Genomic DNA, 13,203 nt, shown 5'->3' with positions numbered 1-13,203 from the left:
GCCCGGGAAATCGGCGTGCGCGCCATCCCCCCGGATACGAGCGTGTTGTCTACTTTTCGTCAAATCGCGGGAAAACCCGCTCTGGCCACCCCCGCCTCCAAGGGCGGCCAGAGCGGGTCGGACCCGCTGATCAGACCTGGGTTCTGTCCGGCGTGCGCGGTGCGAGGAGCACTGCGCACACCCGCGGGATCTGTCCGATCCCGCCGCAACGCGGACAGAAGTCCTTGCGGTTGGGGGCGAGTCCTGAGCCCAGGCATTCCGGGCATTCATTCCGACGCGGCATGTCAGCCTCCGTACGTAACGGTTCGGTCCCCCAGGGGTACCGGCTCGGTAGGTCGATCAAAAGACCGACGCCAGAGTTTCACTCCTTCTCGTGCAAATCTGGTAACCGAGAAGGCAGTGTTGGGGCACAGACTATGCACGAAAGTGTGAAGTTGGGGCACAAACCATCGAATTGGGCGAATTTCAGTCGAGGTCGTCGTGCCGCATCAGCTGGCGGCCCGCCTCGGTGATCGAACCGGACAGCGACGGGTACACCGAGAAGGTCAGCGCGAGGTCGTCCACGGTCAGCTGGTTCTGCACCGCGAGGGCGATCGGCAGGATCAGCTCGCTCGCGCTGGGCGCCACGATGACCCCGCCGATGACCACGCCGGTCGCCGGGCGGCAGAACAGCTTCACGAAGCCGCGGCGCAGGCCCTCCATCTTGGCCCTGGCGTTGGTGGCCAGCGGGAGCGTGACGGTGCGCGCGGGCACCTCGCCGCTGTCGATGGTGGCCTGGCTGATGCCGACGGTGGCGATCTCGGGGTGGGTGAACACGTTCGCCGCGACCGTCTTGAGCTTGATCGGGGCCACCCCCTCGCCGAGGGCGTGCCACATCGCGATCCGGCCCTGCATGGCCGCGACCGAGGCCAGCATCAGCACCCCGGTGCAGTCGCCAGCCGCGTACACGCCGGGCACGCCGGTGCGCGAGACCCGGTCGACGGTGATGAACCCGCCGGGCCCCGGCTCGATGCCGATCTTGTCCAGGCCGATGTCCTCGGTGTTGGGCACCGAGCCGACCGTCATCAGCGCGTGGCTGGCGCGGACCGTCTCGCCGCCCTTGAGGTGCACGGTGACCCCGGTGCCGTCGCGCTCGATCTTCTCCGCGCGGGCGTGCTTGACCAGCGTGGTGCCGCGCTCGGAGAACACGTCCTCGAGCACCGCGGCCGCGTCGGCGTCCTCGTGCGGCAGCACCCGGTCCCGGCTGGAGATCACGGTGACCTTGACGCCCATCTCGATGAACGCCGAGGCGAACTCGGCGCCGGTGACCCCGGACCCGACCACCACCAGGTGCTCGGGCAGCTCGGCCAGGTCGTAGATCTGGCGCCAGTCGAACACCCTGACCCCGTCCGGCTCGGCGCCGGGGATCACCCTGGGGGTGGCGCCGGTGGCGATGAGCACCACGTCGGCGGCCAGCACCTCGGTCTCGCCGCCGGAGGTGACCGCGACCCGGTGCGCCGCCATGCCGGTGCGGTCGTCGCAGAAGCGGGCGGTGCCGACGACGACCCGCACGCCCTCGCGCTGCACCCGGTTGCGGATGTCGGCGGACTGGGCGAGCGCGAGGCCCTTGACCCGGCCGCGCACCACCGGCAGGTGCACCGTGGAGTCGACGTCGTCGGTGCCGATCCCGAGCTCGTCGGCGTCGCGGAAGGCGACCCGCGCGCCCGCCGAGGCGATGAACGTCTTGGACGGGACGCAGTCGTAGAGCACGCACGCGCCGCCGAGGCCGTCGCGCTCGACCACCGTCACGTCGGCGCCGTGCTGGGCGGCGACCAGAGCTGCCTCGTACCCGGCGGGGCCACCGCCCATGATCACGATCCGGGTCACCTGGTCCTCCAATTCACCGCGCGCGTCCAGCGGACACGGTAGCCGGGGGCGCACGACCGGGTCTGGGGTGGCCGCGAAAAGGTGATCCCTGCGCGCGGCTGCCTGCCGACACCGCTCGGTGTGGCTAGGCTGTCCGGCGTGCCGCTCTATGCCGCTTACGGGTCGAACATGGATCCGGGCCAGATGATGCAGCGAGCCCCGCATTCGCCGATGGCCGGGACGGGGTGGCTCGTCGGCTGGCGGCTGACCTTCGGGGGTGAGGACCTCGGGTGGGAAGGCGCGTTGGCGACCATCGTGGAGGACCAGGACTCGCAGGTGTTCGTCGTGCTCTACGACGTCACCGACGACGAGCGGAACCTCGACCGGTGGGAGGGCTCCGAGCTGGGGCTGCACTCCAAGATCCGGTTGCGGGTGCAGACCCTGGAGGGCTCCGTGCTCTCCTGGCTCTACGTGCTCGACGCCTACGAGGGCGGCCTGCCTTCGGCGCGCTATCTAGGTGTCGTCGCCGACGCCGCGGAAGCCGCTGGGGCGCCTGCGGACTACGTCGAGGACCTGCGCACTAGGCCGTGCAGTGGAATCGGCCCGGCGGCGGCCAGCTAGGCACAACTCCGAGATGTGTCGCACGTCTCCTCTGGTGCGGCCGAGTCACGGCCGCACCACTCACCGGCCGTGTCTTCGGCCGGACCGAGGAGAACGGACATGGCACATCGAAGATCCTGGCTCCTGACCCTGACCGCGGCGCTCGCCGCGGCCATCCTGTCGGCGACCCCCGCGGCCGCCGCCCCGACCTCCGCCCCCGCCGCTCCCTATTGCGGCATCACGTGGGGCTCCCAATCCAAGTCCGGTGACCCCGAGTCGGGGTACGGCGCGCTGACCGGCGCCCGGGCGGGCAAGCACGACTGCTTCGACCGGCTGGTGTTCGACGTGCGCAGCGCGGGGGTGCGCAGCTACATCGTCAGCTACCTCGACGCGTTCGAGGACATCTCGGGCAACCCGGTCACGGTGCGCGGTGGCGCCGGGCTGTGGATCTCCATGGATGCCTCGGCCATCGACCCCGACACCGGGGACATGGTGTTCCACCCGGCCAACCCGGCCGAGGTGGTCAACCTGGCCGGCTACCGGACCTTCCGCCAGCTCCACGACCTCGGCGGTCGGGTCCTGCACAACAGCTTCGCGCTCGGGGTCCGGGCGAGGCTGCCGTTCCGCGTCTTCGAAGTCGACGACGGCGCGACCAAGCGGATCGTCATCGACGTCGCACACGCCTGGTAAGGGGGAGTTGTGGTGAAACGCTTGTTCTCGGCCGTCGCCGCGGTGGCGGTGGCCTTCTCGATCGTCGTGTTCGCCCCGGTCGCCGCCTCGGCGGCCGACCCGTACTGCGGGATCACCTGGGGCTCCGGGCTCAAGACCGCGGGCTTCAACGAGACGGGCTTCTTCAGGGACGTGCGCGGCGGGCAGCACGAGTGCTTCGACCGGCTCGTGATCGACCTGGACGCCCCCGGTGGGCACGGCTACTACGTGAAGTACGTCGACGAGATCACCGCCGACGGCTCGGGGCACGTCGTCCCGACGCGGGGAGCGGGGAAGCTGCAGATCCAGGCCCTCGGGCGGGCCTGGGACGACAACGGGCAGCTGACCTACCACCCGGCGAACTGGACCGAGTTGGTGAACGTGACGGGGTGGCGGACGTTCCGGCAGGTCGTGTGGGCCGGGACCTACGAGGGGGACACGACGCTCGGCATCGGCCTGCGGGCCCGGCTGCCGTTCCGCGTCTTCACCCTGCCCAGGGACAACGGCGGCACCCGCATCGTGGTGGATGTCGCGCACCTCTGGTGAACCGCGTGAGGTAAATCCCCGGGGGCCCGCGTTCCGCACGCGGACCCCCGGGTCGTCTCAGGCCAGCGCGGCGAGCGCGGTGTGCGTCATGACGCGGATCCCGGCCAGCAGCGCGCGTTCGTCCAACTGGAACGTCGGCTGGTGCAGGTCGCGCATCGGGCCCTCGCCCGGCCACACGCCCAGGCGCATGAACGAGCCGGGGATGTGCTCGAGGTACCAGCCGAAGTCCTCGCCGCCTGCGGACTGCTTGGTGCCCGCCAACGCGTCCTCGCCGAGCGCGGACTCGATGGCGGTGCGCAGGTACTGGGTGCTCTCCCGCTCGTTGATCACCGGCGGCACGCCGCGGCGGTGGTGCAACTCGTAGCCGACGCCGGTGGGCGCGAGCAGCGACTGCACCAGACCGGCCACCAGCGGCTCCAGGTCCGCCCAGATGTCGTGGTCGCCGGTGCGCAGCGTGCCGCGCAGCAGCCCGTCCTGCGGGACGGCGTTGGGCGCCTCGCCCGCGTGGACCGCGCCCCACACCAGGACGGTGCCCGAGCGCGGGTCGATGCGGCGCGAGAGCAGCGCGGGCAGGCCGGTGATGACCGTGCCCAGCGCGTGCACCAGGTCGGCGGTGAGGTGCGGGCGGGAGGTGTGGCCGCCGGGCGAGGTGAGCCGCAGCTCCAGCAGGTCGGTGGCCGAGGTGATGGCCCCGACCCGGGTGCCGACCCGGCCGACCTCGGTGCGCGGGTCGCAGTGCAGGCCGAAGATGCGCTCCACCCCGTCGAGGCCACCGGCGTCGATGACGTCGAGCGCGCCACCGGGCATGACCTCCTCGGCGGGCTGGAAGATCAGCCGGACCCGGCCGGGCAGCTCGGGCGCCGAGGCCAGCGCGATGCCGGTGGCCAGCAGGATCGTGGTGTGCGCGTCGTGGCCGCAGGCGTGCGCGGCCTCGGCGGTGGTCGAGGCGTAGGGCAGGCCGGTCGCCTCGGTCATCGGCAGCGCGTCCATGTCGGCGCGCAGCGCCACGCAGCGCTCACCGGTGCCGATGTCGCAGATCAGGCCGTTGCCCCCGGGCAGCAGCTCCGGTTGCAGGCCGAACGACTTGAGCAGGCCCGCGACCAGCTCGGTGGTGGCGAACTCCTGGCGGGAGAGCTCGGGGTGGGCGTGGATGTGCCGGAACCAGGCCAGCACGTCGGCGGCGTTGGCGGCGAGCCACTGGTCGAGCCACGCGGGCCCGCGCCCCGCACCGAGATCCTCCACAGGGGGCATAGTGACCCCACTGGCGGTGATCAGCACGGCGGACTCCGGGTCCGACTTCGCCGCCCGGGTGCCCCGGCCGCTCTCCGACGGCAGGTCGCGCCGCGAATCCAACACAGTCACGCGACCCCTCCGGCGATGGTCTTCTCGGTCGTGGTTGCGGTTTCCATTTGCCACGATCCTGCCCTATGGCCCGCGTCACTCAGCGCCGTTTCGCCGGGGCGTACGGTCCGCGGTACCGCGTCTGCGACCAACGGTCGGCCGGGTTCGCCCGCACTGTTTGGGTGATCAAGACGACCGGTGCGCGTGCTGCTGTGAGCGCGGGGCTCAGCCCTTCTTCTTGCGCTTGGACCGGATCCGGTTGCCCCAGACGACCGCGCCGAGCAGCAGCACGGCGACCACGCCGACGACGATCTTGTTCTTCGCGGCGTCCCGGTCGGCCTCGGTCGGCGCCTGCGGGATGTCGACACCGGGGGCGGTCGGGGCCTGGGCGAGCCCGGCGACCGGCTGGGCGGTCACCGATCGGGCGACGACCGGTTGGGCGGCGGCGGGGGCCGCGGCGGTGCCGAGGGCGAGCACGACCCCCAGCAGCGCGGTGGGCAGCAACCGAGACACACGGACGGACAAGGGCCGGCCCTCCAGGTCGGGGGGAGAGAGACGATCACCAGGCTAGTCGGACCGGTCACTGTCCGCGAAGGCCGAAAGGATCCTCTCGGCGGCCAGCGTGGCGGTGAGCCGCCCGGCGCGGACGTCGCGCTCGAGCCCGGGGGTGAGCTCCCGGACCGCGGGGTGCTCGTGCAGCCGGGCCAGCAGGGTGTCGCGGACCATCGCCCACGTCCAGTCGACCTGCTGCTGCCTGCGCTTCTCGGCCAACTCGCCGGAGGCGGTCAACTTCTCGTGGTGCTGTTCGACCTGGTCCCACAGCTCGTCGAGCCCGGTGTTGTCGAGTCCGCTGCAGGTGAGCACGGGCGGGGTCCAGGTGGCGTCCGCGTTGCGCAGCAGCCGCAGCGCGCTCGCCAGTTCGCGGGCGGCCTTGCGCGCTTCGATGGCGTGGTCGCCGTCGGCCTTGTTGACCGCGATGACGTCCGCGAGTTCCAGGACGCCCTTCTTGATCCCCTGCAACTGATCACCCGTTCGGGCGAGCGTGAGGAAGAGGAAGCAGTCGACCATGTTGGCCACGGTCGTCTCGGACTGGCCGACGCCCACGGTCTCCACCAGCACCGTGTCGTACCCGGCCGCCTCCATCAGCACGATGGTCTCCCGGGTGGCCCTGGCGACGCCGCCGAGGGTGCCGGAGGTGGGCGACGGGCGGATGAACGCGGCCGGGTCGACCGCGAGCCGCGCCATCCTGGTCTTGTCGCCGAGGATGCTGCCGCCCGTGCGGGTGGAGGACGGGTCGACGGCGAGCACCGCGACCCTGCGCCCGGCGGAGGTGAGGGTGGTGCCCAGCGCGTCGATGAAGGTGGACTTGCCGACCCCGGGCACACCGGTGATGCCGACCCGGTGCGCGCCGCCCGCGTGCGGCAGCAGGCGCACCAGCAGCCGCTGCGCCAGGTCGCGGTGCTCGGCCCGGCGGGACTCGACGAGCGTGATCGCCCGCGACAGCACGCCGCGGTCGCCCGCGCGGACGCCGTCGACGTAGGTGTCGATGTCGAGCGGTTTAGCCAAGCGAGTGCCCGTGCCGCTCGGCCAGGGTGCGCAGCAGCCGCGCGGCGGCGTCGGCGATGACGGTGCCGGGCGGGAAGATCTCGGCCGCCCCCGCGGCGCGCAGCTCGTCGAAGTCCTGCGGCGGGATGACGCCGCCGACGACGATGACGATGTCGTCGCGGCCGAGCGCGGCCAGTTCCTCGCGCAGCGCGGGCACCAGGGTGAGGTGGCCCGCGGCGAGCGAGTTCACCCCGACGACGTGCACGTCGGCCTCGACGGCCTGCCGGGCGACCTCGCCGGGGGTGGAGAACAGCGGGCCGACGTCGACGTCGAAGCCGAGGTCGGCGAACGCGGTGGCGATCACCTTCTGGCCGCGGTCGTGCCCGTCCTGGCCCATCTTGGCGACCAGGATCCGCGGGCGGCGGCCGTCCGCGTCGGCGAAGGCGTCCACAATGGACCGGGTCTCGTCGACCGTGCTGGACGACTTGCCGACCTCGTCGCGGTACACCCCGGAGATGGTACGGATCTGCGCCGAGTGCCTACCCCAGACCTTGCCGAGCGCCTCGGAGATCTCGCCGACGGTGGCCTTGGCCCTGGCGGCGTCGATGGCCAGCTCCAGCAGGTTGCCCTGGCCGTCCGCGGCGCGGGTGAGCGCGTCGAGCTTGGCGGTGACGGCGTCGTTGTCGCGTTCCTCGCGCAGCCGCCGCAGCTTCTCCAGTTGCTGGCCGCGCACACCGGCGTTGTCGACCTTGAGCACGTCGATCTGCTCGTCGTCGGTGAGCTGGTACTTGTTGACCCCGATGACCGGCTGCCGCCCGGAGTCGATGCGCGCCTGGGTGCGGGCGGCCGCCTCCTCGATGCGCAGCTTGGGGATGCCCGCGTCGATCGCCTTGGCCATGCCGCCCGCGGCCTCGACCTCGCCGATGTGGCCCCACGCCTTGGCGGCCAGCTCGTAGGTGAGCCGCTCGACGAACGCGGAGCCGCCCCACGGGTCGATCACCCTGGTGGTGCCGGACTCCTGCTGCAGCAGCAGTTGCGTGTTGCGGGCGATGCGCGCGGAGAAGTCGGTGGGCAGTGCGAGCGCCTCGTCGAGCGCGTTGGTGTGCAGCGACTGGGTGTGGCCCTGGGTGGCGGCCATCGCCTCGACGCAGGTGCGGACGACGTTGTTGTAGACGTCCTGGGCGGTCAGCGACCAGCCGGAGGTCTGGCAGTGGGTGCGCAGGCTCAGCGACTTGTCCTGGGCCGGGTCGAAGCCCTTGACCAGCCGGGCCCACAGCAGCCTGGCCGCCCGCATCTTGGCGACCTCCATGAAGAAGTTCATCCCGATCGCCCAGAAGAACGACAGCCGCGGCGCGAACTCGTCCACCCCGAGCCCGGCGGCGCGACCGGCGCGGATGTACTCGACGCCGTCGGCGAGGGTGTAGGCCAGCTCCAGGTCGGCGGTCGCCCCGGCCTCCTGCATGTGGTAGCCGGAGATGGAGATCGAGTTGTACTTCGGCATGTTCCGCGAGGTGAACGCGAAGATGTCGGAGATGATCCGCATCGACGGGCCGGGCGGGTAGATGTAGGTGTTGCGGACCATGAACTCCTTGAGGATGTCGTTCTGGATGGTCCCGGCGAGCTGCTGCGGCGCGACGCCCTGTTCCTCGGCGGCCACGACGTAGAGCGCCAGCACCGGCAGGACGGCACCGTTCATGGTCATCGACACGCTCATCTTGTCCAGCGGGATGCCGTCGAACAGCCGGCGCATGTCGTGGATGGAGTCGATGGCCACGCCCGCCATGCCGACGTCGCCCGCCACGCGCGGGTGGTCGGAGTCGTAGCCGCGGTGGGTGGCGAGGTCGAAGGCGACGGACAGGCCCTTCTGGCCCGCGGCGAGGTTGCGGCGGTAGAAGGCGTTGGACTCCTCGGCGGTGGAGAACCCGGCGTACTGGCGGATGGTCCACGGCTGGTTGACGTACATGGTCGGGTAGGGGCCGCGCAGGTAGGGCGCGATACCCGGGTAGGTCTGGAGGAAGTCGAGGCCCTGGGTGTCCTCGGCGGTGTAGACCGGTTTGACGGCGATGCCCTCCGGCGTCTCCCAGGTCAGGGCGTCGGCGCCCTTGCCGGTGCGCGCGTGCAGGGCGGCCTGCCAGTCGGCGGCGGTGGCCGGGGCGGGCTCGCCGAGGTCGATGTCGCCGAAGGAGGGGATGGTCATGCCGGGACCCCCAGGGTCGTCAGGGTGTCGCGCAGGACGGCGACCGCGTCGCAGCCGGTGAACACGTGTCCGTCCACTCCGGACTCGCGGTGCCCCTTGCCCGCCAGCAGGACCTTCGTCGCGCCCGCGGCCTTGAGCGCCTCGACGACGGGAGCGGCCAGCTCCGCGTAGGACTTCTCGGAGCCGCAGACGACCGCGACGGTCGCGCCGCTCTCGGTGAAGCGCGTCGCGGCGTCCTCGGGTGAGGTGATCACGCCACCGGTCGGGGTCTCGATGCCGCCCGCCTGGAACAGGTTGGCGGCGAAGGTGGCGCGGGCGGTGTGCGCGGCGACCGGGCCGAGGGTGGCGAGGAAGACCCTGGGGCGGGCGCCGGTGGCCGCCAGCGCCCGGTCGGAGCGGTCGCGCAGGTCCTCGTACGCCTCGGCGTAGCGGTGGACCGGGAGGCCGCCGGTCGGGGCCGGGGGCGCTGGGGTGCGGACGGGCGCGCGCTCGGCGAGGTTCGGGAACTCGCTGACGCCGGTGATCGCGTCGGCCCTGGTGGCGAGGTTGCGCGCGCGCTCGGCCCAGGTGGCGGCGAGGCGGTCGGCGACGAGGCCGCTCGACAGCGCGCCGGGGAGTCCGCCCGCGCGCTCGATCTCGGTGAACCACGCCCAGGCGGCCTTGGCGAGTTCGTCGGTGAGGCTCTCGACGTACCAGGAACCGCCTGCCGGGTCGATCACGCCAGCCAGCCGGGACTCCTCCAGCAGCACCGCCTGGGTGTTGCGGGCGATGCGGCGGGCGAACGCGTCGGGCAGGCCGATGGCCGAGTCGAACGGCAGCACGGTGACCGCGTCCGCGCCGCCGACCCCGGCCCCGAAGGCGGCGAGGGTGGTGCGCAGCATGTTCACCCACGGGTCGCGGGCGGTGAGCATCGCCGGGGAGGTCACCGCGTGCTGGCGCTGCCCGACCGGCTTCGCGCCGACGACCTCGACCACCCGCGACCACAGCCTGCGGGCGGCGCGGAACTTGGCGGTGGTGAGGAACTGGTCGGCGGTCGCGGCGATGCGGAACTCCAGCCGGGCGACGGCGGTGTCCACATCGGTGCCCGCGGCGGTGATCGCGCGCAGGTAGGCCACGGCGGCGGCGAGGGCGGCGCCGAGTTCCTGGGCGTCCGAGCCGCCCGCCTGGTGGTAGGGCAGGCCGTCGACGACGATCGAGCGCAGCTTCGGGTACTGCGCGGTCTCGGCGACCAGGGCGGCGACGGCGGGCAGGTCGGCCGGTTCGCCGGTGCGGGCCTGGTGGCCGAGCGGGTCGGCGCCGAGGTTGCCGACGACCGCCGAGGCCGCGGTGCCCCGGTCGGCGAACAGGGTGAGCAACTCGGTCGCGGCGGCGCGGTAGTCCGGTCCGGCGTCGAGGGTGACGGGGGCGAGGTCGAGGTAGACGTCGGCGAGGACGGTGCCGAGGTCGGCGACCGGGATGCCGCCGTCGCCGACCACCAGCCACAGCGACGACACGCCGTGCTCCAGGTCGGCCAGGACGGCCGTCGCGGTGGTCGCCGGGTCGGCGTGCCGCTGCCGCACGTCCCAGCCCGCGGCGATGTGGCCGTCCGGCTGGGAGCCCCTGGTGAACGGGGCCAGGCCCGGGTAGCCGGTGGCGGGGGCGGCGTCCGCGGCGGTGTAGAGGGGTTTGACCAGGACACCGTCGTAGGTCTTGGTCGCCAGGAGGTCCTCGACCGGCCGGTCGTAGCCCTCCGGTACGGCGTCGGTGCGGCGCAGGACCCGCTCGACCAGGTGTTGCCAGCGCACGTGGTCGGCGGCGGGGAACTCACCTGCCAGGACCAAGTCGGGGGCCGTCATGGTCAGTGATGCTACGGAAACCCCGGACGGGCGGCGTGTGAGGCTGATCGCGGTTACCGGTCAGTACGTACCGGCTACGTTCGGCTTTTCACCCGTGGCACATCGCCGGGTGGGTGACAATATCGCCCGTGTCAGCCCCCGAGACCCCCCAGCGCCTGGTCGCAGGGCGATACCGGCTGCGCAAGCAGCTCGGCCAGGGGTCGATGGGCACGGTCTGGGAGGCCTACGACGAGTTCCTCCGCCGCCCGGTCGCGGTGAAGCAGGTGCGGCTGCCCGCCGACGACTCGCCAGCCGAGGAGATCGAGGAACTGCGGGAGCGGACCCTGCGCGAGGCGCGGGCGATCGCGGTCGTGTCCCACCCGAACGTGATCACCCTGCACGACGTGGCGCGCGAGGGCGACGAGCCGTTCGTGGTGATGGAGTTCGTGGTCGCGGCGAGCCTCGCCGAACTGGTCAGCGCCAACGGGCCGCTGGACGCGGAGCAGGCGGCGATCGTCGGGCACGCGGTCGCGGCCGGGCTCTCCGCCGCGCACGCCGCCGGGGTGGTGCACCGCGACGTCAAACCGGGCAACGTGCTGGTCAGCCCGGACGGCATGGTGAAGCTGACCGACTTCGGCATCGCCCGCAACCTGGCCGAGCGCACCCTGACCAGCACCGGGATCATGCTCGGCTCGCCCTGCTACATCGCACCGGAGATCGCCTCCGGCGGGGCCGTCACCCCGCGCGCGGACCTGTGGGGCCTGGGCGCGACGCTGTTCGCCGCCGTCGAGGGCCACGCGCCGTACGACGCGGAGGCCCCGGCGATGGAGATCGTCAGCCAGGTGGTCAACGGCGAGGTGCCGCAGCCCGCGCACGACGGGCCGCTGCGCGAGGTGATCATCGGCCTGATGGCCAAGGACCCGGAAGCGCGGATGTCGCTGCGGGAGGTCCGCGACCGGCTGCACCCGCTGATGCCCGCGCCCGGCAGCCCGGTGTACGACAGCCTGCGGCTGGACCCGACCCCGCCGGAGGACGCCCGGACGGTGATCACCAAGCCGTACGTGTCCCTCGACGCCCCGACCGAGACCAGCCCGCCGCTGGCGCAGGCACCCGGCCCGCTGCCGTTCCACCGCCCCGCGGTCCGCCGCAGCCGGGGCACGGCGGTGGTGCTCGGGGTGGTGTCGGTGGTGCTGTTCGCGGGCGCCGCGGTCGGCGGGTTCGCGCTGACCAGGTCGGTCGCGGGCCAGCCGGTGCTCCCGGTCGCCACCCCCGCCGCGTCCCAGCAGGCCGCCGCCCCCCTGCGGGAACTGGCCGTGCGCACCGCGGACGCCGCGACCCTGGCAGGCGAGCAGGGCGGGAGCTTCAGCGTCCCCGTCCCCGGCGACTGGGTGAAGTTCGTCGAACAGCGCACGGCCCGCACCCTGCCCAACAGCACCCGCGTGCACTGGGTCTCCCCGGACGGCACCTCGGAGATCGTCATCGAGCGCTTCCCCAACTTCTACCCGAAGCACACGATCGAGCAGTACCTCCGAGTCCTGGACTTCCGCACCCCCCGCTACCGCGCCGTCGGCAGCACTCCCCTCGACCGCACGGCCACCGAGCAGGGCCTCCAACTCACCTACCGCTCCGTCGACGTCGTCCCCACCGGCTCCACCGGCAGCGACGTCAACCGCACCTCCATCGCCAACATCCTCCCCACGGCGAAGGACCTCTGGGTGGTGAGCGTGACCGTCCCCATCGACCAGGAGGACACGGGCCGCCGCGGCCTGTTCGCCCGGATCGCCCCGGAGTTCCGGGTACTGAGCCGCAGCTAGAGCCGGGTTCTCCAGCGCTTCGGCGTCAGGCCAGGTCGTCGGGGCCTGCCTGGGTCAGGGCTTCGGGCTGGTTCTCGGTCAGGGTGCCCGCGCGGCGGTGGGGGTAGCGCTTGGTGGACTCGTTGACCTGGGCGAGGCGGCGGAGGGCTATGAGGGCGGTGTCGCCCAGGACTGTGCCCACCACGACGCTTTCGAGCATGCCGTCCACGCCTCGTTTGTCGGCGATGTAGTCGAGGTCGGCGACGCCGATCTGGGCGGCGATGACGGCGTAGCGGCGAACGGTGTCCAGGAAGGTGCCGTGGCCGAGGGCCTGGGCGGAGACGAGGACGCCCGCCAGCGCGGTCAGGGCGGGGTGGTCCTCGCGGCAGTGCCAGCCCAGGTCGTCGAGCAGGGCGCGGACCTCTTCCTCGGCGGCGGCCTGCATCTCGGCCTGGCCGCTCGCGGGCAGCGGCGGGATGACGGCGCGCTGGACGGTGCCGAGCAGTTTGTCGATGTCGTCGGACGGCGAGTCGACGGTGGCGAGCAGGTCGCGCACCTTGGCGACGGGCAGGCCGCCGACGTCGATCAGCGCCCGGACCAGGCGGAGCCGGTGGACGTGGCTCTCGTCGTAGCGCGCCTGGTTGGGGCTGGTGCGCTCGCCCGGGGGCAGCATCCCCTCGCGCAGGTAGTACTTGATCGTCGGCACCGCGACCCCGGTCCGCTTGCTCAACTCACCGATCCGCACGGTGCTCCCGCCTCTCGACATCCCGAGATGGATAGTGTACTTATCGAAAGCAGACAGCACCACTATCCA

11 protein-coding genes are annotated in these 13,203 nt (G+C 72.3%); 4 read left to right on the top strand and 7 right to left on the bottom strand.

Annotated features, from left to right (window positions below; genetic code table 11):
• Nucleotides 1-465 precede the first annotated feature (465 nt).
• On the bottom strand, nt 466-1,866 hold the full coding sequence (locus tag BMY07_RS13245) for an NAD(P)H-quinone dehydrogenase (protein ID WP_092778363.1): 1,401 nt from the start codon (nt 1,864-1,866) through the stop codon (nt 466-468).
• A 138-nt stretch (nt 1,867-2,004) separates the two neighbouring features.
• On the opposite strand from BMY07_RS13245, the gene BMY07_RS13240 reads away from it, so the two are divergent.
• The 3 genes from BMY07_RS13240 to BMY07_RS13230 all read left to right on the top strand — a co-directional run bounded on the left by BMY07_RS13240 (nt 2,005) and on the right by BMY07_RS13230 (nt 3,699).
• Entirely contained in the window at nt 2,005-2,466 is a 462-nt protein-coding gene (locus BMY07_RS13240; RefSeq protein ID WP_092778361.1) for a gamma-glutamylcyclotransferase family protein, read from the top strand.
• A 99-nt stretch (nt 2,467-2,565) separates the two neighbouring features.
• Nucleotides 2,566-3,135, top strand: coding sequence for an AMIN-like domain-containing (lipo)protein (locus BMY07_RS13235; protein ID WP_218150658.1), 570 nt, complete (start codon nt 2,566-2,568; stop codon nt 3,133-3,135).
• Between the two features lie 12 nt (nt 3,136-3,147).
• Nucleotides 3,148-3,699: an AMIN-like domain-containing (lipo)protein gene (locus tag BMY07_RS13230; protein ID WP_092778014.1), complete on the top strand. Its 552-nt coding sequence runs from the start codon at nt 3,148-3,150 to the stop codon at nt 3,697-3,699.
• 57 nt (nt 3,700-3,756) lie between these two features.
• On the opposite strand, the gene BMY07_RS13225 is transcribed toward BMY07_RS13230, so the two are convergent.
• The 5 genes from BMY07_RS13225 to BMY07_RS13205 form a co-directional block, all read right to left on the bottom strand.
• Complete coding sequence (locus tag BMY07_RS13225; protein ID WP_092778012.1) at nt 3,757-5,061, bottom strand: M20 family metallopeptidase; 1,305 nt, start codon at nt 5,059-5,061, stop codon at nt 3,757-3,759.
• A 204-nt stretch (nt 5,062-5,265) separates the two neighbouring features.
• Complete coding sequence (locus tag BMY07_RS13220; RefSeq protein ID WP_245782353.1) at nt 5,266-5,565, bottom strand: hypothetical protein; 300 nt, start codon at nt 5,563-5,565, stop codon at nt 5,266-5,268.
• Between the two features lie 42 nt (nt 5,566-5,607).
• A complete protein-coding gene (meaB, locus tag BMY07_RS13215) occupies nt 5,608-6,606 on the bottom strand; it encodes a methylmalonyl Co-A mutase-associated GTPase MeaB (protein ID WP_092778008.1) in 999 nt (332 codons plus the stop codon).
• On the bottom strand, nt 6,599-8,782 hold the full coding sequence (scpA, locus tag BMY07_RS13210) for a methylmalonyl-CoA mutase (protein ID WP_092778006.1): 2,184 nt from the start codon (nt 8,780-8,782) through the stop codon (nt 6,599-6,601). The genes meaB and scpA overlap by 8 nt, the downstream gene beginning before the upstream one ends.
• Nucleotides 8,779-10,617, bottom strand: coding sequence for a methylmalonyl-CoA mutase family protein (locus BMY07_RS13205; RefSeq protein ID WP_092778004.1), 1,839 nt, complete (start codon nt 10,615-10,617; stop codon nt 8,779-8,781). The genes scpA and BMY07_RS13205 overlap by 4 nt, the downstream gene beginning before the upstream one ends.
• A 128-nt stretch (nt 10,618-10,745) precedes the next feature.
• On the opposite strand from BMY07_RS13205, the gene BMY07_RS13200 reads away from it, so the two are divergent.
• Nucleotides 10,746-12,410 (top strand): serine/threonine-protein kinase, encoded by a 1,665-nt coding sequence (locus tag BMY07_RS13200; protein ID WP_281245063.1) that lies wholly within the window; start codon nt 10,746-10,748, stop codon nt 12,408-12,410.
• A gap of 25 nt (nt 12,411-12,435) precedes the next feature.
• Here BMY07_RS13200 and BMY07_RS35875 read toward each other — a convergent pair whose 3' ends face one another.
• A complete protein-coding gene (locus BMY07_RS35875) occupies nt 12,436-13,155 on the bottom strand; it encodes a MerR family transcriptional regulator (protein WP_281245062.1) in 720 nt (239 codons plus the stop codon).
• Between the last annotated feature and the right edge of the window lie 48 nt (nt 13,156-13,203).

The organism is Actinokineospora terrae (genome assembly GCF_900111175.1).
Lineage (GTDB): Bacteria > Actinomycetota > Actinomycetes > Mycobacteriales > Pseudonocardiaceae > Actinokineospora > Actinokineospora terrae.
The sequence above is the reverse complement of the archived record's forward strand: the minus strand, read 5'-3'. Positions and strand labels throughout refer to the sequence as shown.

Coding starts and splice junctions, on each gene's coding strand:
- BMY07_RS13235 (WP_218150658.1), top strand. CDS start 2,566: ATGGCACATCGAAGATCCTGGCTCCTGACCCTGACCGCGGCGCTCGCC.
- scpA (WP_092778006.1), bottom strand. CDS start 8,782: ATGACCATCCCCTCCTTCGGCGACATCGACCTCGGCGAGCCCGCCCCG.
- BMY07_RS35875 (WP_281245062.1), bottom strand. CDS start 13,155: ATGTCGAGAGGCGGGAGCACCGTGCGGATCGGTGAGTTGAGCAAGCGG.
- BMY07_RS13205 (WP_092778004.1), bottom strand. CDS start 10,617: ATGACGGCCCCCGACTTGGTCCTGGCAGGTGAGTTCCCCGCCGCCGAC.